Origin of the sequence: Nocardioides sp. SYSU D00038 (genome assembly GCF_016924665.1) — a bacterium.
In the GTDB taxonomy this organism is placed as follows: Bacteria; Actinomycetota; Actinomycetes; order Propionibacteriales; family Nocardioidaceae; genus Nocardioides.
Map to the genome: position 1 here is coordinate 22,566 of NZ_JAFFJT010000032.1, position 19,623 is coordinate 42,188.

The 19,623-nt window shown below is 73.8% G+C and carries 19 protein-coding genes; 5 read left to right on the plus strand and 14 right to left on the minus strand.

The window, feature by feature from the left end; genetic code table 11:
- Nucleotides 1-439: 439 nt before the first annotated feature.
- From gatB to gatC, 3 genes are read right to left on the minus strand one after another with little or no spacing between them, the layout of a single operon-like run.
- Complete coding sequence (gene gatB, locus JT721_RS18760; RefSeq protein WP_205474859.1) at nt 440-1,945, minus strand: Asp-tRNA(Asn)/Glu-tRNA(Gln) amidotransferase subunit GatB; 1,506 nt, start codon at nt 1,943-1,945, stop codon at nt 440-442.
- A complete protein-coding gene (gene gatA, locus JT721_RS18765) occupies nt 1,942-3,462 on the minus strand; it encodes an Asp-tRNA(Asn)/Glu-tRNA(Gln) amidotransferase subunit GatA (protein ID WP_205474861.1) in 1,521 nt (506 codons plus the stop codon). The genes gatB and gatA overlap by 4 nt, the downstream gene beginning before the upstream one ends.
- A complete protein-coding gene (gatC, locus tag JT721_RS18770) occupies nt 3,459-3,758 on the minus strand; it encodes an Asp-tRNA(Asn)/Glu-tRNA(Gln) amidotransferase subunit GatC (RefSeq protein ID WP_205474863.1) in 300 nt (99 codons plus the stop codon). The genes gatA and gatC overlap by 4 nt, the downstream gene beginning before the upstream one ends.
- A 126-nt stretch (nt 3,759-3,884) precedes the next feature.
- On the opposite strand from gatC, the gene wrbA reads away from it, so the two are divergent.
- Entirely contained in the window at nt 3,885-4,478 is a 594-nt protein-coding gene (gene wrbA, locus JT721_RS18775) for an NAD(P)H:quinone oxidoreductase (RefSeq protein WP_205474865.1), read from the plus strand.
- A 20-nt stretch (nt 4,479-4,498) separates the two neighbouring features.
- Here wrbA and JT721_RS18780 read toward each other — a convergent pair whose 3' ends face one another.
- The gene (locus JT721_RS18780) at nt 4,499-5,098 is read right to left on the minus strand and encodes a hypothetical protein (protein ID WP_205474867.1); all 600 of its coding nucleotides are present in this window, start codon (nt 5,096-5,098) and stop codon (nt 4,499-4,501) included.
- 45 nt (nt 5,099-5,143) lie between these two features.
- On the opposite strand from JT721_RS18780, the gene JT721_RS18785 reads away from it, so the two are divergent.
- Complete coding sequence (locus tag JT721_RS18785) at nt 5,144-5,764, plus strand: sulfite oxidase-like oxidoreductase (RefSeq protein ID WP_205474869.1); 621 nt, start codon at nt 5,144-5,146, stop codon at nt 5,762-5,764.
- Nucleotides 5,761-6,462, plus strand: coding sequence for an FAD-binding oxidoreductase (locus tag JT721_RS18790; RefSeq protein ID WP_307828141.1), 702 nt, complete (start codon nt 5,761-5,763; stop codon nt 6,460-6,462). Before JT721_RS18785 ends, JT721_RS18790 begins: the two co-directional genes overlap by 4 nt.
- Before the next feature lie 123 nt (nt 6,463-6,585).
- Here the strand turns inward: JT721_RS18790 and JT721_RS18795 are convergent, their stop codons facing one another.
- Both JT721_RS18795 and ligA read right to left on the minus strand, forming a co-directional pair.
- Nucleotides 6,586-6,822 carry a DUF1272 domain-containing protein gene (locus tag JT721_RS18795; protein WP_205474871.1) on the minus strand — a complete coding sequence of 79 codons (237 nt, stop codon included), beginning with the start codon at nt 6,820-6,822 and terminating at the stop codon, nt 6,586-6,588.
- A 92-nt stretch (nt 6,823-6,914) separates the two neighbouring features.
- A complete protein-coding gene (ligA, locus tag JT721_RS18800; protein WP_240341080.1) occupies nt 6,915-9,020 on the minus strand; it encodes an NAD-dependent DNA ligase LigA in 2,106 nt (701 codons plus the stop codon).
- Between the two features lie 442 nt (nt 9,021-9,462).
- Between ligA and JT721_RS18805 the strand changes: the two genes are divergently transcribed.
- Both JT721_RS18805 and JT721_RS18810 read left to right on the plus strand, forming a co-directional pair.
- On the plus strand, nt 9,463-10,071 hold the full coding sequence (locus JT721_RS18805; protein ID WP_205474876.1) for a TetR/AcrR family transcriptional regulator: 609 nt from the start codon (nt 9,463-9,465) through the stop codon (nt 10,069-10,071).
- Between the two features lie 32 nt (nt 10,072-10,103).
- Nucleotides 10,104-11,684, plus strand: a complete 1,581-nt coding sequence (locus JT721_RS18810) for an MFS transporter (RefSeq protein WP_205474877.1) — start codon at nt 10,104-10,106, stop codon at nt 11,682-11,684.
- Between the two features lie 5 nt (nt 11,685-11,689).
- On the opposite strand, the gene JT721_RS18815 is transcribed toward JT721_RS18810, so the two are convergent.
- From JT721_RS18815 to rplU, 8 genes are all read right to left on the minus strand, one after another.
- Nucleotides 11,690-12,694, minus strand: a complete 1,005-nt coding sequence (locus tag JT721_RS18815; RefSeq protein WP_205474879.1) for a methionine synthase — start codon at nt 12,692-12,694, stop codon at nt 11,690-11,692.
- On the minus strand, nt 12,691-13,794 hold the full coding sequence (gene mnmA / locus JT721_RS18820) for a tRNA 2-thiouridine(34) synthase MnmA (RefSeq protein ID WP_205474881.1): 1,104 nt from the start codon (nt 13,792-13,794) through the stop codon (nt 12,691-12,693). The genes JT721_RS18815 and mnmA overlap by 4 nt, the downstream gene beginning before the upstream one ends.
- A 7-nt stretch (nt 13,795-13,801) precedes the next feature.
- Entirely contained in the window at nt 13,802-14,974 is a 1,173-nt protein-coding gene (locus tag JT721_RS18825) for a cysteine desulfurase family protein (protein ID WP_205474883.1), read from the minus strand.
- Nucleotides 14,975-15,067: 93 nt separating this feature from the next.
- Nucleotides 15,068-16,120 (minus strand): endonuclease/exonuclease/phosphatase family protein, encoded by a 1,053-nt coding sequence (locus JT721_RS18830; RefSeq protein WP_205474885.1) that lies wholly within the window; start codon nt 16,118-16,120, stop codon nt 15,068-15,070.
- A gap of 10 nt (nt 16,121-16,130) precedes the next feature.
- Nucleotides 16,131-17,261: a glutamate 5-kinase gene (gene proB, locus JT721_RS18835; RefSeq protein WP_205474888.1), complete on the minus strand. Its 1,131-nt coding sequence runs from the start codon at nt 17,259-17,261 to the stop codon at nt 16,131-16,133.
- Nucleotides 17,258-18,799 carry a GTPase ObgE gene (gene obgE, locus JT721_RS18840; RefSeq protein WP_205474889.1) on the minus strand — a complete coding sequence of 514 codons (1,542 nt, stop codon included), beginning with the start codon at nt 18,797-18,799 and terminating at the stop codon, nt 17,258-17,260. The genes proB and obgE overlap by 4 nt, the downstream gene beginning before the upstream one ends.
- A gap of 121 nt (nt 18,800-18,920) precedes the next feature.
- Nucleotides 18,921-19,175 (minus strand): 50S ribosomal protein L27, encoded by a 255-nt coding sequence (gene rpmA / locus JT721_RS18845; RefSeq protein ID WP_205474891.1) that lies wholly within the window; start codon nt 19,173-19,175, stop codon nt 18,921-18,923.
- Nucleotides 19,176-19,216: 41 nt separating this feature from the next.
- Complete coding sequence (gene rplU / locus JT721_RS18850; RefSeq protein ID WP_205474893.1) at nt 19,217-19,519, minus strand: 50S ribosomal protein L21; 303 nt, start codon at nt 19,517-19,519, stop codon at nt 19,217-19,219.
- Nucleotides 19,520-19,623 lie beyond the last annotated feature (104 nt).

The following is a 19,623-nucleotide window of genomic DNA, read 5'->3' on the forward strand; positions in this document are numbered from 1 at the left end:
GGGAGGGCATTCGGCTCACCGAGTCTCGAGGCTCAGGCCTAGCGGTCTTCGCACCTCGGCGCCACGCCGAGCCGCGCCGACCCGCCACCCGAACGCCCTCCGGTGGGAACGGGAGGGCATTCGGCTCACCGGGTCTCGAGGCTCAGGCCTAGCGGCCTTCGCACCTCGACCACCGCGCGCTGGTTGAGGTGCGAGCGAAGCGAGCCTCGAAACCCGCGCACCCGAACGCCCTCCGGTGGGAACGGGAGGGTGTACGTCTCACTGGGTCTCGAGGCTCAGGCCTAGCGGCCTTCGCACCTCGACCACCGCGCGCTGGTTGAGGTGCGAGCGAAGCGAGCCTCGAAACCCGCGCACCCGAACGCCCTCCGGAGAGGACGGGAGGGCTCTCGGCTCACCGGGCAACGAGTGAAGGACTTCGTCCTTCCTCAACCAGCGGTGGCTAGGTGAGCTTCTCCAGCACCAGCTCGCGCACCCGGGCGGCGTCGGCCTGGCCCTTCATCTCCTTCATCACCGCGCCGATCAGGGCGCCGGCGGCCTGCACCTTGCCGTCGCGGATCTTGTCGGCGACGTCGGGGTTGGCGGCGATGGCGGCGTCGACGGCGGCGCCGAGGGCGCCGTCGTCGGAGACCACGGCCAGCCCGCGGGCGGCGACGATCTCCTCGGGGGTGCCCTCACCGGCGAGCAGGCCGTCGAAGACCTGACGGGCCAGCTTGTCGTTGACGGTGCCGGCGTCGACCAGGGCCTGCACGGCGGCGACCTGGGTGGGGGTCACCCCGAGGTCGGCGACGTCGACCCCGGCGTCGTTGGCGCGGCGGCCGAGCTCGGAGAGCCACCACTTGCGAGCGGCCTGCGGGGCGGCGCCGGCGGCGACGGTCTCCTCGATCAGGCCGAGCACGCCGGCGGCGACCGCGTCGCGCATCTCGAGGTCGGTGAAGCCCCAGTCGGCCTGGAGGCGGGCCCGGCGGGCGAGGGGGTTCTCGGGCAGGGTGCCGCGCAGCTCCTCGACCCACTCCCGCGACGGCGCGACGGGCACCAGGTCGGGCTCGGGGAAGTAGCGGTAGTCCTCGGCGTCGGACTTCTCGCGGCCGCTGGTGGTGACCCCGGTGTCCTCGTGCCAGTGGCGGGTCTCCTGGAGGATCGAGCCGCCCGCCTGCAGCACCCCGGCGTGGCGCTGCATCTCGTAGCGGACCGCGCGCTCCACGGAGCGGAACGAGTTGACGTTCTTGGTCTCGGTGCGGGTGCCGAGCACCCCGGAGCCCTTCGGCGCGAGCGAGAGGTTGACGTCGGCGCGCAGGTTGCCCTGGTCCATCCGCGCCTCGGAGACCCCGAGCGCGACGATCAGGTCGCGCAGCTGGCTGACGTAGGCGCGGGCCACGGCCGGGGCCTTGGCGCCCGCGCCGACGATCGGGCGGGTCACGATCTCGATGAGCGGGATGCCGGCGCGGTTGTAGTCGACCAGCGAGTGGTCGGCGCCGTGGATCCGGCCGGTGGCGCCGCCCACGTGGAGCGACTTGCCGGTGTCCTCCTCCATGTGGGCGCGCTCGATCTCGACCCGGAAGGTCTCGCCCTCGACCTCGACGTCGAGCCAGCCGTCGAAGCAGATCGGCTCGTCGTACTGGGAGGTCTGGAAGTTCTTCGGCATGTCGGGGTAGAAGTAGTTCTTCCGCGCGAACCGGCACCACTCGGCGATCTCGCAGTTGAGCGCGAGGCCGATCCGGATCGCCGACTCCACCGCCTTGCCGTTGACCACCGGCATCGCACCGGGCAGGCCCAGGCAGGTCGGGCAGACGTGGGTGTTGGGCTCGCCGCCGAACGCCGCCGGGCAGCCGCAGAACATCTTGGTCGCGGTGTTGAGCTCGACGTGGACCTCGAGGCCCAGCGCGGGGTCGTAGGCCGCGAGCACGTCGTCGAAGGGCACCAGGGTCGGGCCGGTCGCCGTGGTCATGCGGGGGCTCCGTTCAGACCGGGGGCGCGGTCGAGCAGCGGCCCGCCCCACGTCTCGAGCAGGAGGGCCTCCAGCGCCGCGCCCACCCGGTAGCAGCGGTCGTCGGCCAGCGCCGGCGCCAGCACCTGCACGCCGGCCGGCAGCCCGTCCTCGTCGGCGAGGCCGCTCGGCACCGAGATGCCCGGCACGCCGGCGAGGTTGGCGGGGATGGTGGCGAGGTCGTTGAGGTACATCGCGATCGGGTCGTCGAGCTTCTCCCCCAGCCGGAACGCCGTGGTGGGCGCGGTGGGCGAGACCAGCACGTCGGCCCGCTCGAACGCCGCCTCGAAGTCGCGCGCGATCAGCGTGCGCACCTTCTGGGCCTGGCCGTAGTAGGCGTCGTAGTAGCCGCTGGAGAGGGCGTAGGTGCCGAGGATGATCCGACGCTTGACCTCGTCACCGAAGCCGGCGTCGCGGGTCGCGCGCATCACCTCCTCGGCGCTCGCGTCGGGGCGGCCCTCGGGCCACACCCGCAGGCCGTAGCGCATCGCGTCGAACTTCGCGAGGTTGCTCGACGCCTCCGCCGGCAGGATCAGGTAGTACGTCGCGAGCGCGTGGACGAAGTGGGGGCAGGACACCTCCACGACCTCGGCACCCGCCTTGACCATCAGGTCGACCGACTCCTGGAAGCGGGTCATCACGCCGGGCTGCCAGCCGTCGCCGGCCAGCTCGGTGATGACGCCGATCCGTACGCCGCTGAGGTCGCCGGTGGCGCCCTGGCGGGCCGCCTCGACCAGCGCGGGCAGCGGCTGGTCGATGGAGGTGGAGTCCTTGCGGTCGTGGCCGCCGATCACCTCGTGCAGCAGCGCCGCGTCGAGCACCGTGCGGGTGACCGGGCCCACCTGGTCGAGGGAGTTGGCCAGCGCGACCAGGCCGTAGCGGGAGACCCCGCCGTAGGTCGGCTTCATGCCGACGGTGCCGGTGACCGCGCCGGGCTGGCGGATGGAGCCGCCGGTGTCGGTGCCGAGGGCGAGCGGCGCCTCGTGGGCGGCGACCGCCGCGGCCGAGCCGCCGCCGGAGCCGCCGGGGATCCGGTCGAGGTCCCACGGGTTGTGGGTGGGACCGTAGGCGGAGTGCTCGGTGGAGGAGCCCATCGCGAACTCGTCCATGTTGGTCTTGCCGAGGATCGGCAGGCCGGCCGCCTTGACGCGGGCGACCACGGTGGCGTCGTACGGCGGCACCCAGCCCTCGAGGATCCGCGACCCGCAGGTGGTCGGCAGGCCCTCGGTGGCGAGCACGTCCTTGACTGCGATCGGCACGCCGTCGAGCGTGCTGGCCGGGGTGCCGGCGGCGCGGCGGGCGTCGGAGGCCTCGGCCTGGGCGAGCGCGCTCTCGGCGTCGACGTGGAGGAAGGCGTGCACCACGCCGTCGACTTGGGCGATCCGGTCGAGGGAGGCCCGGGTCAGCTCGACCGAGGTGGTCTCGCCCGCGGCGAGCGCGTCGGCCAGCTCGGCGGCCGTGCGGCGCTCGGCGCTCACTGCTCGTCCCCCAGGATCCGCGGCACCGAGAACCGCTGCTGCTCCTGCGCCGGGGCGCCCGAGAGCGCCTGCTCGGCGGTGAGGCTGGGCTCCACGACGTCGTCGCGGAACACGTTCGTGAGCGGCAGCGGGTGCGAGGTCGGAGGCACGTCGGCGCCGGAGACCTCGCTGATCGAGGCGACCGACTCGAGGATCACCGAGAGCTGCGGCGCGAGCCGGTCGAGCTCGGCGTCGTCGAGGTCGATCCGGGCGAGGGTCGCCAGGTGCGCGACCTCGTCACGGGTAATTTCGGGCATGCCGTCCATCCTAGGAGTCGGCACCGGTGCCCCGGACGCCGCCCGTTTGCCGCCTCCTCGCCCGGCTCGTCTGCTGCCCCGTTTGCTGCCCCGTTTGCTGCCCCGGGGGGCGGGCACCGCACAGGCATGACCAACGTCGCGATCGTCTACTACTCCTCCCAGGGCACCACCCACGCCATGGCCCGCCGGGTGGCCGAGGCCGCCGAGAAGCACGGGGCCGACGTACGGCTGCGCCACGTCGCCGAGACCGCGCCCCGCGAGGCGGTCGAATCGGTCGACGCCTGGCGCGACCACGTGGCCGAGATGGAGGGCCAGCCGGTCGCCGAGCCCGACGACCTGGTGTGGGCCGACGTGGTGGTGATGGGCTCCCCCACCCGCTACGGGCACGTGACCAGCCAGCTCCAGGCGTTCCTCGACACCCTCGGGCCGCTGTGGTCGCAGGGGAAGCTGGCCGACAAGGTCTACACGGCGTTCACCTCGACCCAGACCCGGCACGGCGGCCAGGAGTCGACCATCCTGGCGCTGCACACGACCTTCGCCCACCTGGGCGGCATCATCGTGCCGCCGGGCTACACCGACGCCGTGAAGTTCGGCGACGGCAACCCCTACGGCGTCGGCAAGGTCACCGGCGAGAGCACCGAGCTCGACGACCAGGACCACGCCGCGCTCGACCACCTCGTGGTCCGGGCGATCGAGGTCGCGGAGCGACTCGCGGCCTGAGTTCTCGGCCACGCCCGGCGTCAGGTCTCGCGGCCGTCCTGGTGGACGTCGAGCCGCAGCAGCCGGGCGGCCAGGTCGACCAGCGGGCCGAGCAGCACGATGACCGCGATCGTGCCGGCGCCGATGGTCGCGCCGAGCAGCCAGCCGACCAGCGCGCCGCCGCCCTGCACGACGCTGTAGCTCCAGCGGAACGGCACCGGCGGGTCCCACGCCAGCGCCGCCGCCTCGGCCGCGGCGGCGCCGGTGCGGCTGCCGAGGTAGGCCGCGATGCCGAGCGCCGTCACCGGGAACGCCACCACCAGCAGCGCGATCCGGGCGGGGAGGCCGTCGGGGGTCTCGAGCACCTCCAGCAGCCCCGACACGGTGAACCCGACCACCACGACCTGCACCACGGTGCCCACCCCGGGCCGGACGCCGCGCAGCGCCGCCATCGCCAGGAACGCCACGCAGACCACGAGGTTGCAGACCCAGAACGGCACGTCGCTGGCCAGCGCCGTGCCGTTGACCAGCGTCGAGAACCCGTCGGAGCCCAGGTCGGCCGTCAGCAGCATCGCCACGCCCACGCCCACGACCACGCAGCCGCCGACCAGCAGCGTCCAGCGACGCAGCGAGATCCTCACCCGCCCAGCCTGTCAGCCGAGGGGCCCAGCACTAGCATTTCGGCCATGCCCGTCACCCGAGGCTTCACCGGCAAGCGCCGCGACGACCGCGCCCGTCGCTCCGACCGGCTCCCGCCCGGGCAGTACGACGCCGGGCGCGAGTGGCCGACGCTGACCGCCGAGGCCACCCCCGACCTCGACCCGGAGTCGTGGACGATGACCGTCGACGGGCTCGTGGAGTCGCCCCGCACCTGGTCGTGGCGCCAGATCCACGCGCTCGAGGGCTCGTCGTACTTCGGCGACATCCACTGCGTGACGACGTGGAGCCGGTTCGACATGACGTTCGTCGGCGTCAGCGTCGACACCCTGCTCGACCTGGCGCGACCGGGCGCCGACGCGGCGTACGTGATGGCCCACTCGACCACCGGCTACACCACCAACATGCCGCTCGAGGACGTCACCGGCGGCCGGGCCTGGGTGGTCTGGGAGGTCGACGGGCGGCCGCTGCCGGTGGAGCACGGCGGGCCGGTGCGGCTGCTCGTGCCGCACCTGTACTTCTGGAAGTCGGCGAAGTGGGTGACCCGGCTGGAGCTGATGGCGACCGACCGGCCGGGGTTCTGGGAGCAGAACGGCTACCACGACCGCGGCGACCCGTGGCTCGAGCAGCGCTACCAGGGCGACCCGTGACGGCCGCGCCCCCGGTCGGGGCGTGGACCACCGGCCGGGTGGCGGAGGTCGACCACACCGGCGACCGGCTGGTGCGGCTGCGCCTCGAGGTCGCCGACCGGGTCGACCACCTGCCGGGCCAGCACTACGTCGTGCGGCTGCGCGCCCCCGACGACTACACCGCCCAGCGCTCCTACTCGATCGCGTCCGAGCCGGCTGACCCCCTGCTCGAGCTGATGGTCGAGCGACTGCCCGACGGCGAGGTGTCCGGGCACCTGCACGACGAGGCCCGGGCCGGCGACGTGCTGGAGCTGCGCGGCCCGATCGGCGGTTGGTTCACCTGGAGCGGCGAGGTGACCGCCGTCTGCGTGGCCGGCGGCTCGGGCGTCGTACCGATCGTGTCGATGGTGCGCCACGCCCGCCGCCACGACCTCCTCGACCGGCTCCGGGTGATCGCCGTCGCCCGCACCTGGGCCGACCTGCCCTACGCCGATGAGCTCCGCTCAGCCGGCGCGTTCATTGCCCTCACCCGCGAGAACCTCGGCGACCGGGTCGCCCACCCGCCCTGGCTCGACGAGGTGCAGCACCTCGTCGACGGCGCCGAGCGCGGCTACGTGTGCGGCTCGGTGGGCTTCGCCTCGTACGCCACCCGGCTGCTGGGCGAGGCCGGCATGCTCGCCAGCTCGGTGCGGGTGGAGCAGTTCGGGGCGTCGGGCTGATCGTCGCCCGGCGGGGCCGGCCGGCCGGCGATAGTCCCGGACGAAATGGCCCCCTGCGGGGGCTCGGGGGCGGCCATTTCGTCCGGGACTACCGCTCCGGGGCGGGCTGAGTGGGGGTGGGGGTCAGCCGCACCCGCGGGCGAGCACCCGGACGGTCGAGGGCGGGTCGGCGGCCAGGCGCGCGGCGGGGCGGACCGGACGGCGCACGAGCTCGCCGCCGCAGTTGGGGCAGCGGCCGCCCAGCACGGTCTCGACGCAGTCGACGCACCAGGTGCACTCGTAGGTGCACATCCGGGCGTCCGGGGAGTCAGGGGGCAGGTCGCGGTCGCAGCACTCGCAGTTGGGTCGCAGCTCCAGCACCCGCCGATGGTGGCGCCGACGGCCGGGCGCCCGCGAGCGGGTTCCCGGCCGTCGTACGACGAGATCCGGCCACCGAGCAAGGGCGGCCCCAGTCAGCCCACGGCGTCGGCGCCGCCCTCGAGCAACGCCTTGAAGCCGTCCTCGTCGAGCACGGGCACCCCGAGCTCCTCAGCCTTGTCGGCCTTCGACCCCGCGTTGTCGCCGACGACGACGAAGTCGGTCTTCTTCGAGACCGAGCCGGCGGCCTTGCCGCCGCGGGCCAGGATCGCCTCCTTGGCGGAGTCGCGGCTGAAGTCGACCAGCGACCCGGTGACCACGACGGTGAGTCCCTCGAGCGTGCGCGGCACCGACTCGTCGCGCTCGTCCTCCATCGAGACGCCGGCGGCCTCCCAGCGGTCGACGATCGCGCGGTGCCAGTCGACGCCGAACCACTCGATCACTGCCTCGGCGATGGTCGGCCCCACTCCCTCGGCCGCGGCGAGCTGCTCCTCGGTGGCGCCACGGATCGCCGCCATCGAGCCGAACTCCTGGGCCAGCGCCCGGGCGGCGGTGGGGCCGACGTGGCGGATCGAGAGCGCGACCAGCACCCGCCACAGCGGCACGTCGAGCCGGCTGCGGAGGTTGGCCAGCAGGCGCTGGCCGTTGGCCGACAGCTGCGGCCCCTCCTCCCCCTTCTTGGGTGCCCGGGTGAACAGCGGCACGGTGAGCAGCTTGGCCTCGTCGAGGTCGAACACGTCGCCCTCGTTGGCGATCACGCCCGCCTCGAGCATCGCGACCGCGGCCTCGTAGCCCAGCCCCTCGATGTCGAACGCGCCCCGACCGGCGACGTGGAAGACCCGCTCGCGCACCTGGCCCGGGCAGAGACGGTGGTTGGGGCAGCGCAGGTCGCGGTCGCCCTCCTTCTGCTGGTACAGCTCGGTGCCGCACGCCGGGCAGGTCGACGGCATCTCCCACTCCGGCAGCCCCTCCGGGCGCAGCGCCAGCACCGGCCCGAGGATCTCGGGGATGACGTCACCGGCCTTGCGCAGGATCACCGTGTCGCCCGGCCGGACGTCCTTGCGCCTGACCTCGTGGGCGTTGTGGAGCGTCGCCTTCTCGACCGTCGACCCCGCGACCAGGGTCGGCTCCATGATGCCGAACGGCGAGACCCGGCCGGTGCGGCCGACCTGCACCCCGATGTCGAGCAGCTTGGTGTTGACCTCCTCGGGCGGGTACTTGAACGCGATCGCCCACCGCGGCGCCCGGCTGGTCGAGCCCAGCCGCCGCTGGAGGCGCACGTCGTCGACCTTCACGACCACGCCGTCGATCTCGTAGGGGACGATCGTGTGGCGGTGCTCGCCGGCGTTCTCGACGTAGGCCCGCACCTCCTCGAGGGAGGCGACCACCCGGACCTGGTCGGAGACCGGCAGCCCCCAGGCGCTCAGGGCGTCGTAGGACTGCGACTGGGCCTCGGGCTCGAAGCCGCGTCGGGCGCCGATGCCGTGGCAGACCATGCCGAGGGCGCGGCTCGCGGTGACCCGGGGGTCCTTCTGGCGCAGCGAGCCCGCGGCGGAGTTGCGCGGGTTGGCGAACTGGGGCTTGCCGGCCTCGAGCAGCGACTCGTTGAGCCGCTCGAACGCCGCCACCGGCAGGAACACCTCGCCGCGCACCTCGAGCAGCTCGGGCACCGGGAACTCGTCGGTGCCGGTGAGCCGGTGGGGCACCGAGTCGATGGTCTTGACGTTGGGGGTGACGTCCTCGCCGGTGCGGCCGTCGCCGCGGGTGAGCGCCCGGACCAGGCGGCCGTTCTCGTAGAGCAGGTTGATCGCCAGGCCGTCGACCTTGAGCTCGCACAGCAGCGCGGGGTCGTCGACGCCGTCGCGCCGCAACCGCGCGTGCCACGACTCGAGCTCCTCGAAGGAGAACGCGTTGTCGAGGCTCTCCATCCGCTGCAGGTGGTCGACGGCGGTGAACTCCGTGGCCACCGCTCCCCCGACCTTCTGGGTGGGCGAGTCGGGGGTCTGCAGCTCGGGGAACTGCTCCTCCAGCTCCTCCAGCCGCCGCATCCGCCGGTCGAAGTCGGCGTCGGAGAGCGTGGGGTCGTCGAGCACGTAGTAGCGCCAGCGCGCCTGCTCGACCTCCTCGACCAGCAGCTGGTGCTCCTCGCGCGCCTCGGGCGGCGCCGCGCTCGGCTCGGGGGTCGACGGGGCGTCGGTCATGGTGCCCATCTTGCCGGGCCGCGCCGACGGTCGGGGCCCGGCGGGCCACCGCTGGTCGAGGAAGGACGAAGTCCTGTCTCGAGACCCGGTGACGCGAGAGCCCTCCCGCGGGGACGGTCGGCGTTCGGGTGCGCGGGTTTCGAGGCTCGCTCCGCTCGCACCTCAACCAGCGCGGGGATGGGAGCCCTCTCGTCGTACGGGGTCTCGAGACAGTCGCCAGCGCGACTTCCCCGACCAGCGGAGCGGGGGCAGGGAATGTGGGGCCCGGCGGGCGGGGTTGGGCCCACGAGACGGGCCCGCCGGACGGCGCTGGTCCAGACCGATCCCGGATATTCATTTGGCCGATGTCGGTGCCCACCCCTACTCTCGATGAAACGAAACGGTTTCGTTTCATCTGTGACCGGCGCCACACCCCACGACCACCCGACCGGAGACCCGAACCATGTCACCCGTACCCCCGCCCGCGAGCGAGGCCGCTGCCACGCGGCCGCGCGTCGAGGGCAGCCGCGAGCGCGAGATCCTCGAGGCGACGCTGGAGGTGCTGGCCGACGTGGGCTACGACCGGTTGACCATGGACGCGGTGGCGGCCCGCGCGAAGGCCTCCAAGGCCACGCTCTACCGCCGCTGGTCGACCAAGCCCCAGCTGGTCATCGAGGCGCTCCTCGTCGACAAGCAGGTGCCCGAGGTGCCCGACACCGGGTCGCTGCGCGGCGACCTCATCGGCGCCTTCTGCGGTGCGGCTGGGCTGACCGACCACCAGCAGACGTCGCTGTTCGGCGGCGTCCTCACCGCGATCATGCGCGACCCGGAGTTCGCGGCGCTGTTCCGCCGCGACTTCATCGGTCCCAAAGTCCGGGCGACCCAGGTCATCTACGACCGGGCCCGCGCCCGCGGGGAGATCGGGGACCACATCGACCTCGAGCTCCTGGCCCCCGCCCTCCCGGGCATCGTCATGCACCGCCTCTTCCTCATGGGCGAGGCGCCCACCCCCGAGCTGATCACCCGTGTGATCGACCAGATCATCCTCCCGGCCGCGACCCGCGACCAGTGAGACAACACCCGCCCACGAAGCGAGAAGGAACCATGACCCAGCAGACCTTGCCGGATGCACCGGCGCCCGAGAAGGAGCTCCACCTCGGGTGGGCGCTCGTGCTGATCTCGGTCGCCCAGCTGATGGTGGTGCTCGACGGCACCATCGTGAACATCGCCCTGCCCTACATCCAGGCCGACCTGGAGATCAGCAATGCGAACCTGACCTGGATCGTCACCGGCTACGCGCTCGCCTTCGGCAGCCTGCTGCTCCTCGGTGGCCGACTCGGCGATCTCTACGGCCGCCGCCGGATCTTCATCACCGGCCTCACCGTGTTCAGCATCGCCTCGCTGCTCGGCGGCCTCGCCACCAACGAGGGCCTGCTGCTCGCTGCCCGGGGGCTCCAGGGCCTCGGCGCCGCGCTCGCCGCGCCCGCCGCACTGGCCCTGATCACCACGACCTTCCCGGCCGGCCCGGCCCGCAACCGCGCGTTCGCGGTCTACGCCGCCATGTCGGGCGTCGGCGCGGCCGTCGGCCTGCTGCTCGGCGGCTGGCTCACCGGTCTGCACGGCTTCCTCGGCACCGACCTCGAGGGCTGGCGCCTCACGCTGCTGATCAACACCCCGATCGGTATCGCCACCGCGCTCCTGGCCCCTCGCTTCCTCCGCGAGTCCGAGTCGCACCCGGGTCAGCTCGACCTGCCGGGCGCCCTGACCGGCACGTTCGGTCTGCTCGGCTTGGTCTACGGCTTCAGCCGCGCCGGTGAGGACGGCTGGAGCGACGGCCTGACCATCGCCAGCCTCGCGGCCGGTGTCGTGCTCATCGCGGTCTTCCTCGTGATCGAGAGCCGGGTCGCCCACCCGCTGCTGCCCTCGCGGGTCTTCGTGAACCGCACCCGCGCGGCCAGCTTCGTCGCCATGTTCCTTGCTCCCGCGGCGATGTTCGCGATGTTCTACTACCTCAGCCAGTACATCCAGATCGTGATGGACTACAGCCCGCTGCGCGCCGGCGTCGCCTTCCTCCCGTTCTGCTTCGGCCTCGTGGCCGCGGCGGGCCTGGCCTCCAACCTGGTCAACCGGATCGACGCGCGCTACCTCGCTGGTGTCGGCACCCTGCTCGCCGCCGGCGGCCTGTTCGGCTTCTCGCGTCTGCCCTACGACACCTCGTTCCCGGTCGAGGCCGTCACCGGCAGCTACGCCACCGACCTGCTGCCGTTCATCCTGATGATGTCCTTCGGCATGGGGCTGACCTTCGTGCCGCTGACCCTCACGGCAGTCCACCACCTGCGCAACGAGGACTCCGGCATCGGCTCGGGGGTGCTCAACACGATGCAGCAGGTGGGCGGGGCGCTGGGCCTCGCGGTCCTGGCCACCATCGCGACGCAGACGTTCACCGACCGCACCGCCGAGCTCAGCACCGCGGCGCAGGCGGCCGGCGGAGCGCAGGCGAGCCCCGAGCAGGCGGCGGCGTTCGAGCGCATCGTGGGTGGGCAGATCTTCACCGAGAGCGCCACCAACGCGTTCCTCGTCGGGGCCGCACTGATGCTCGCGGCGTCGCTGGTGATCTGGGCGTTCCTCAACGTCAAGCACACCGAGCTGGCGACCGACGGCCCGGAGGGCGTCCACGTCGGCTGACGCGCTCAGCCGCCCACGTTGACGGCGCTCGCCCTGACCAGGGCGAGCGCCGTTCGCGTCCACGCAGGCGTTGCACCGGCCAGCCCGCCCCCGGGGGTGAGCACCAGGTGGTCGGTGACCGCCTCGGGGTCGAGGCCGAGCATGTCGAGCCAGCGCAGCACCGCCTCCGTGACGCCCACCTCGGTGGGCTCGACGGCCGGGGGCAGCGACGCGACGACGCCGAGGGCGACCCGCTCCCCCGCCTCCAGCGCCTCGGCCAGCACGTCGTGGTCGGCGGCGGTCAGCACCGACAGATCGGCGGAGAGACCACGGGCACCGGCCCCGCGCAGCAGCTGCCACGGCGTGCCCGGCGCGCACGAGTGCACCCACGGCTCACCGCCCGCCTCGCCGATCTCGCCCAGCACCCACTCCAGGGCCTGGCTCGCCTCGGGCACGTCGACCGTGCGGTGCCGGCCGAAGCCCGAGGCCGTCGGCACCGCGCCGCCCAGCACGGCGGGCAGCGCCGGCTCGTCGACCTGCACCACCACCGTCTCGACACCCGGGAGCCGGCGACGCACGTCGCGGACGTGCTCGGCGATCCCCTCGGCCAGGGCCTGGGCCAGGTCGCGGCGGGCGCCGTGGTCGGCCAGCAGCCGGTCGCCGCGGGGGCGCTCGACGGTGGCGGCCATCGTCCACGGCCCGGCCACCTGCACCTTGGCGGTGCCGGTCAGGCCCTGCCCCACCTCCTCGAAGGTGTCGAGGTCCTGCCCGAGCAGGCTCCGGGCGCGGCGCTGGTCGAGCGCGGGCGAGCCGGTGGAGCCGGTGAGCCGCCAGCCGGCAGGCTGGAGGTCGGCGTCGAGCGCGGTGAGCAGGCCGACCGTGCGACCGACCATCGAGGCGGTCGCGCCGCGACCTGGCACCTCGGGCAGGTGGGGCAGGTCGGGCAGCTCGCCGAGCACCGTGCGCACCGCCTCGTCGTACGCCGCCTGGTCGTCGCCGGGCCAGGAGCCCACCCCGGTCGCCCGGGTCACGCCTCGACCCGCCGGGTGGCGCTGATCGTGGCCGAGCCGACGACCCGGCTGCCGTCGTAGACGACCGCGGCCTGGCCGGGCGCGACGCCGGAGGCGGGGTCGAGCAGGTCGATCTCGACGGTGTCGCCGCTGACCCGCACGCCGGCGCGGTGCTCCTCGCCGTGGGCGCGCAGCTGGACGGTGACGCCGGGACCCGTGAGCGCGTCCGGCACGGTGCCGCACCAGCGGGGGCGGGTCGCGGTCAGCCCGTCGACGGCCAGCCGCTCGCGCGGGCCGACGGTGACGGTGCCCGAGACCGGCTCGATGTCGAGCACGAAGCGGGGCCTCCCGTCGGGTGCCGGCCGGCCGATCCGCAGCCCCTTGCGCTGGCCGATCGTGAACGCGTAGGTGCCCTCGTGCTCGCCCAGCACGGCGCCGGCCTCGTCGACGATGGCGCCGCCGTGGTTGGGGGCGCGGTCGCCGAGCTTCTCGCGCAGCCAGCCGGCGTTGTCGCCGTCGGCGACGAAGCAGATGTCGTGGCTGTCGGGCTTGTCGGCCACCAGCAGCCCGCGCGCCGCGGCCTCGGCCCGCACCTCGGTCTTGGTCGAGCCGCCGAGCGGGAACAGCGAGTGCCGCAGCTGGTCCTGGTCGAGCACGCCCAGCACGTAGCTCTGGTCCTTGCCCTGGTCGACCGCACGGTGCATCTCCACCAGCCCGTCGGGGCCGGTCGCGAGCCGCGCGTAGTGGCCGGTGGCGACCGCGTCGAAGCCGAGGGCCAGCGCCCGGTCGAGCACGGCGGCGAACTTGATCTTCTCGTTGCAGCGCAGGCACGGGTTGGGGGTGCGGCCGGCGGCGTACTCGTCCATGAAGTCCTCCACGACGTCCTCGTGGAAGCGCTCGGAGAGGTCCCAGACGTAGAACGGGATGCCGATCACGTCAGCGGCCCGGCGGGCGTCGTTGGCGTCCTCGATGGTGCAGCAGCCGCGCGCCCCCGAGCGGTACGACGCCGGGTTGCGCGACAGCGCCAGGTGGACGCCGGTGACGTCGTGGCCGGCCTCGGCGGCGCGGGCCGCGGCGACCGCGGAGTCGACGCCCCCGGACATCGCGGCGAGGACCTTCACGACGCCGTCACCTCCGGGCGGCCCGGGCCCGCTCGACGCAGGGACCGATCGCCTCGACGACGGCGTCGACGTCGGCCGGGCTGGAGGTGTGGCCGAAGGAGAACCGCAGCGAGTGCCGCGCCTGCTCGGCGTCGCACCCCATCGCCAGCAGCACGTGGGAGGGCTGCGGCACGCCGGCCGAGCAGGCCGAGCCGGTGGAGCACTCGATGCCGCGCGCGTCGAGCAGCATCAGCAGCGAGTCGCCCTCGCAGCCGGGGAACCCGAGGTGGGCGTTGCCGGGCAGCCGCCGCTCGGGGTCGCCGTGGAGGTGGGCGTCGGGCACGACCTCGGTGACCCGGCGCACGAGGTCGTCGCGGAGCGCGCCGACCCGGGCGGCGTGCTCGGCCTGGTGCTTGACCGAGAGCTCGACCGCGGTGGCGAACCCGGCGATCGCCGGCACGTCGATGGTGCCGCTGCGGATGTCGCGCTCCTGGCCGCCGCCGTGCATCAGGGCGGTGATCTCGAGCTCGCGACGCACGACGAGCGCGCCGACGCCGTACGGGCCACCGACCTTGTGGCCGGTGAGGGTCAGGGCGTCGACCCCGGCCGCCGCGAAGTCGACCGGCACCGCGCCGATCGCCTGCACCGCGTCGGTGTGCACCGGGATGCCGTGCTCGGCGGCGATCGCCACGACCTCCTCGACGGGCTGGAGGGTGCCGACCTCGTTGTTGGCCCACATCACCGAGACCAGCGCCACCGAGGCGGGGTCGCGGTCGACGGCCGCGCGCAGCGCGTCGAGGTCGAGCCGGGCCTGGGCGTCGACGGGCAGCAGCTCGACCTCCGCGCCGACGGAGTCGGCCAGCCAGTGCAGCGGGTCGAGCACGGCGTGGTGCTCGACGGCGGTGGCGAGGATCCGGGTGCGCCGCGGGTCGGCGGCGCGACGGGCCCAGTAGGTGCCCTTGAGCGCGAGGTTGTCGGCCTCGGTGCCGCCCGACGTGAACACCACCTCGCCGGGCCGGCAGCCGAGCACGCTCGCGATCGTCTCGCGCGACTCCTCCACCACCCGCCGCGCCTGCCGCCCGGAGGCGTGCAGCGAGCTGGCGTTGCCGACGTCGCGCAGGTGTCGGGTCATCGCCTCGACGGCCGCGGGCACCATCGGCGTGGTGGCGGCGTGGTCGAGGTAGACGGTGGGGGTCGACATGGTCGTGCTCAAGCGTACGGCGCCCCGCCGCGCCTCACGACGTGAGGCACGCCTCGTGCGCGGGGCCGCCCCACGGGGGTTCGGACAGGCGCGTCAGCTGCGGCGGGCGACGGTGGCGACGAGGGCCTTGTGGTCGGTGCCGGCGAGGACGACGGTGTCGGTGTCGAGGGCGGTGAGCCGGGGGCCGAGGAGCACGTGGTCGATGGCGACCACCGGTGGGAGGGCCGGGACGATCCCGAGGTGGTTGGCCGGCCAGGTCGGCTGCCACCCGGCGTTGGCGAGCTCGGCGGCGTCGCGGAAGCCGTCGTCGTGCAGCGCCTGCAGCGGCTCGTGGTCGTTGGTGGCGTTGAGGTCGCCGACGACCAGGTCGGCGTCGGCCGCGACGGCGGCGGCCCGGACGGTCTCCTGGTCGGTGCGCCACTCGGCGCCGTCGACCGGCGCGACCGGGTGCACCCCGAGGAGCGTCAGGCCGCCCACCGACACCGAGTAGGAGCCGAACCGGGTCGGCAGCCGCTCGAGGTCCGTCATCGCGGTGCGGGAGAAGATCATGGTGCCGGCGACGTCGTGGTCGCGGGCGGGCTCGCCCACCCGGTGGGGCAGCAGGTCGGCGACGCCGGCGGCGTCCATCGCCGCCAGGCTGGAGTCGGTGATCTCCTGCACCACCAGCAGCGCCGCGCCGCGGCGCCGGGCCTCCTCGACCAGCGCCGTTGCGTCGCCGCTCCCGGCCAGCAGGTTGGCGCTCATCACGACCACGCGCTCGGCGCCCGGGGCCGGCTCGGGCGTCTCGCCCAGCACCTGCGGCGACCACCACCAGGCGTGCAGCGCCAGGCCCCCGGCGGCCGCGGCCAGCCCGGCCCGCCACCAGCGCCGACGCGCCCGGCCCCGCAGCGCGGGCCCGGCGAGGAGCAGCCCCAGCACGGCGTAGAGCGGCAGCCCGAGCGGCGCGAACGACTGCAGCCGCACCACCGTGCCGACGTCGGTGCCGGTCACCTCGGCGACCAGCCGGGTGCCGGTGAGCAGCAGGGCGGGGACGAACAGGCCGGCCGCGGTCAGCGCGAGCAGCAGCAGTGCCACCGACCGGCCGCGGGAGCGCGACGGCGCCCGATCGGCGGCGGGGCCGGGGTCGACCACGTCGGGCAGCGTCACGAGGAGTTCCTCAGAGCAGCACCAGGTCGTCGCGGTGCACGACCTCGCGCTCGTAGTGGGGCCCCAGCTCGCGCTTGAGGTCGTGGGAGGAGCGGCCGAGCAGGCCCGGCAGCTCGGCGGAGTCGAAGTTCACCAGCCCGCGCGCCACCGCGACGCCGTCGGGGCCGGCGAGGTCGACCGGGTCGCCGGCCACGAAGGTGCCGGTGACGCCGGTGACGCCAGCGGCCAGCAGCGAGGCGCGCCGTTCGGTCACCGCACGGACGGCGCCCGCGTCGAGCAGCACCGCGCCCTTGGGCTCGGTGGCGTGCGCCAGCCACAGCAGCCGCACCGGACGGCGCCGCCCGGTCGCGTGGAAGAGGGTCCCCACCGGCTCGCCCGCCACCGCAGCGGCGGCGTTGGCGGCCGAGGTCAGCACCACCGGGATGCCGGCACCGGTGGCGATCCGGGCGGCCTCGACCTTGGTCTGCATGCCGCCGGTGCCGAGGCCGGCGGCGCCGGTGGAGCCGATCCGCACCCCGTCGAGGTCCGCGAGGTCGCGCACCTCCCCCAGCAGCGTGCTCGCCGGGTCGCGCGGATCGGCGTCGTAGAGCCCGTCGACGTCGGAGAGCAGCACCAGCAGGTCGGCGTGCACCAGGTGGGCGACCAGCGCGGCCAGCCGGTCGTTGTCGCCGAACCGGATCTCGGAGGTCGCCACCGTGTCGTTCTCGTTGACGATCGGCAGCACACCCAGCTCGAGCAGCTTGGCGAAGGTCTGGAAGGCGTTGCGGTAGTGGCTGCGCCGGGTCACGTCGTCGACGGTCAGCAGCACCTGGCCCGCGGTGACCCCGTGGCGTCGCAGCTCCTCGGTGTAGCGGTGCACGAGCAGCCCCTGCCCCACCGACGCGGCGGCCTGCTGGGCGGCCAGCGACCGCGGGCGACGGGCGAGCCCGAGCGGCGCCAGGCCGGCGGCGATCGCCCCGGAGGAGACCAGCACCACCTCCGCGCCCCGCGCGCGGACGCCGGCCAGCACGTCGACGAGCGCGCTGACCCGCGCAGGATCGATCCCACCCGCGGCGGTGGTCAGCGAGGACGACCCGACCTTCACCACGACGCGGCGCGCGTCGCGGACGACCCGGCGGCCGGACGGGGCCTGGGAGGTCATGCGTCGGGGTCCTGCTCGTTCCACGCCTCGGCGTCCGGGTCGGACTCCGAGCCGATCTCGTAGGAGCTCGGGCCGTAGACCTCGGGCTGGTCGAGGCGGCGGGCGACATCGGCGCGCGTCTCGGTCTCGGCCCGCTCCTCCATCGCCTCGTCGATCGCGCGACGCCGCTGGGCGGCCGGCCGGTCCTCGAGGAAGCGCTGGTCCTCGCCGCGGCGGCCCAGCATCTCCGCGCCGGCCTCGACGTCGGGGCGGAAGTCGAAGACCACGGAGTTCTCGGGGTCGCCGATCAGCACCGGGTCGCCGGCCTCGGCGCCGAGCTCGAGCAGCTTCTTCTCGACCCCGAGCCGGTTGAGCCGGTCGGCGAGGAAGCCGACGGCCTCGTCGTTGCTGAAGTCGGTCTGGCGCACCCAGCGCTCGGGCTTGGTGCCGCGCACCCGCCAGCCCTCGCCGGTGCGCTTCACGGTGAAGTCGCCGCCGTCGGCGCTCGGGGGCCGCAGCACGATCCGGGTCGCCTCGACGACCTCCTTGTCGGCCCGCGACCGCGCGACCAGCTCGGCCATCGCGAACGTGAGCTCGCGCATCCCCTCCCCCGAGGCCGCGGAGACCAGGAACACCCGGTGCCCCCGCGCGCGGAGGTCGTCGACGGTCATCGCGGCGATCTCGCGGCCGTCGGGCACGTCGACCTTGTTGAGCGCGACCAGCCGCGGCCGGTCCTCGAGGCCGCCGTACTGCGCGAGCTCGTGCTCCATCGCGTCGAGGTCGTCGACCGGGTTGCGGCCCGGCTCGATCGTGGCGGAGTCGATGACGTGGAGCAGCGCCGCGCAGCGCTCGATGTGGCGCAGGAAGTCGTGGCCCAGACCACGGCCCTCGCTCGCACCCTCGATCAGCCCCGGCACGTCGGCGACCGTGAACGTCGTGTCGCCGGCCCGCACCACGCCCAGGTTGGGCACCAGCGTGGTGAACGGGTAGTCGGCGATCTTGGGCCGGGCGCGCGAGATCGCGGCGATCAGGCTGGACTTGCCGGCGCTGGGGTAGCCCACCAGGCCGATGTCGGCCACCACCTTGAGCTCGAGGACGACCTCGATCTCCTCGCCGGGCTCGCCGAGCAGGGCGAAGCCGGGCGCCTTGCGCTTCGACGACGCCAGCGCGGCGTTGCCGAGCCCGCCGCGACCGCCCTGGGCCACGACCAGCTCGGTGCCGGGGCCGACCAGGTCGGCGAGCACCTCGCCGTTGCGACGCTTGACCACCGTGCCGTCGGGCACCGGCAGCACCAGGTCGGCGCCGTGGGCGCCGTTCTTGTGGTCGCCGGCGCCGTGGCCGCCGTTCTCGGCGGTCCGCTTGCGGCTGTGGTGGTAGTCGATCAGCGTGGTGACGTCCGGGTCGACGCGGAGGATCACCGAGCCGCCCGGGCCGCCGTTGCCGCCGTCGGGGCCGCCGAGCGGCTTGAACTTCTCACGGTGCACCGACGCGACGCCGTGACCGCCTCGACCGGCGCTGATGTGCAGCGTCACCTCGTCGACGAACGTGGGGACGGCCATGCGGAGTTCCTTGCTGCCGGGTCAGGCGGGCTGGAGCGGGACGGGCTGGAGCGGGGCGGAAATGGACGAAGGACGCCCCGGAACGGGACGCCCTTCGGTCAAGCAGGTGACGAGCGTCAGGTCACTCGCCCGGGACGATGTTGACGACCTTGCGACCCCGGCGGGTGCCGAACTCGACCGCGCCCGCGACCAGCGCGAACAGGGTGTCGTCACCGCCGCGGCCGACGCCGCTGCCCGGGTGGAAGTGGGTGCCCCGCTGGCGCACGATGATCTCGCCGGCGTTGACCGACTGGCCGCCGTAGCGCTTGACGCCGAGGCGCTGGGAGTTGGAGTCGCGGCCGTTCTTGGTGGACGCGGCGCCCTTCTTGTGTGCCATTGCTGAGTCCTCTTGTCGGTGCTGGACAGGCCCGGGGGCTGTCAGAGCGAGATGTCGGTGACCTTGACCTGGGTGTACTTCTGGCGGTGACCCTGGCGCTTCTTGTAGCCGGTCTTGTTCTTGTACTTCTGGATGACGATCTTCGGGCCCTTGGTGCCGCCCAGGACCTCGGCCTTGACCGACGCCTCCTCCAGGCCACCGCTGGTGACCTTCTCGCCGTCGACGACGAGGACCACGGGCAGCGTGACGGAGTCACCCACGGCGGTCGTCACCTGGTCGATCTCGATGACGTCGCCCACGGCAACCTTCTGCTGCTTGGCGCCAGCGCGCACGATCGCGTACACCGCGGTCTCCTTCGTAGCTTCTCTTCGTCAGTCTGGGTCTGGTCTGGTCCTGCGTCCGGTGTCTCCGGGCCACGCACCACCGGGAGCCGTGCTCCGGCTCGTCA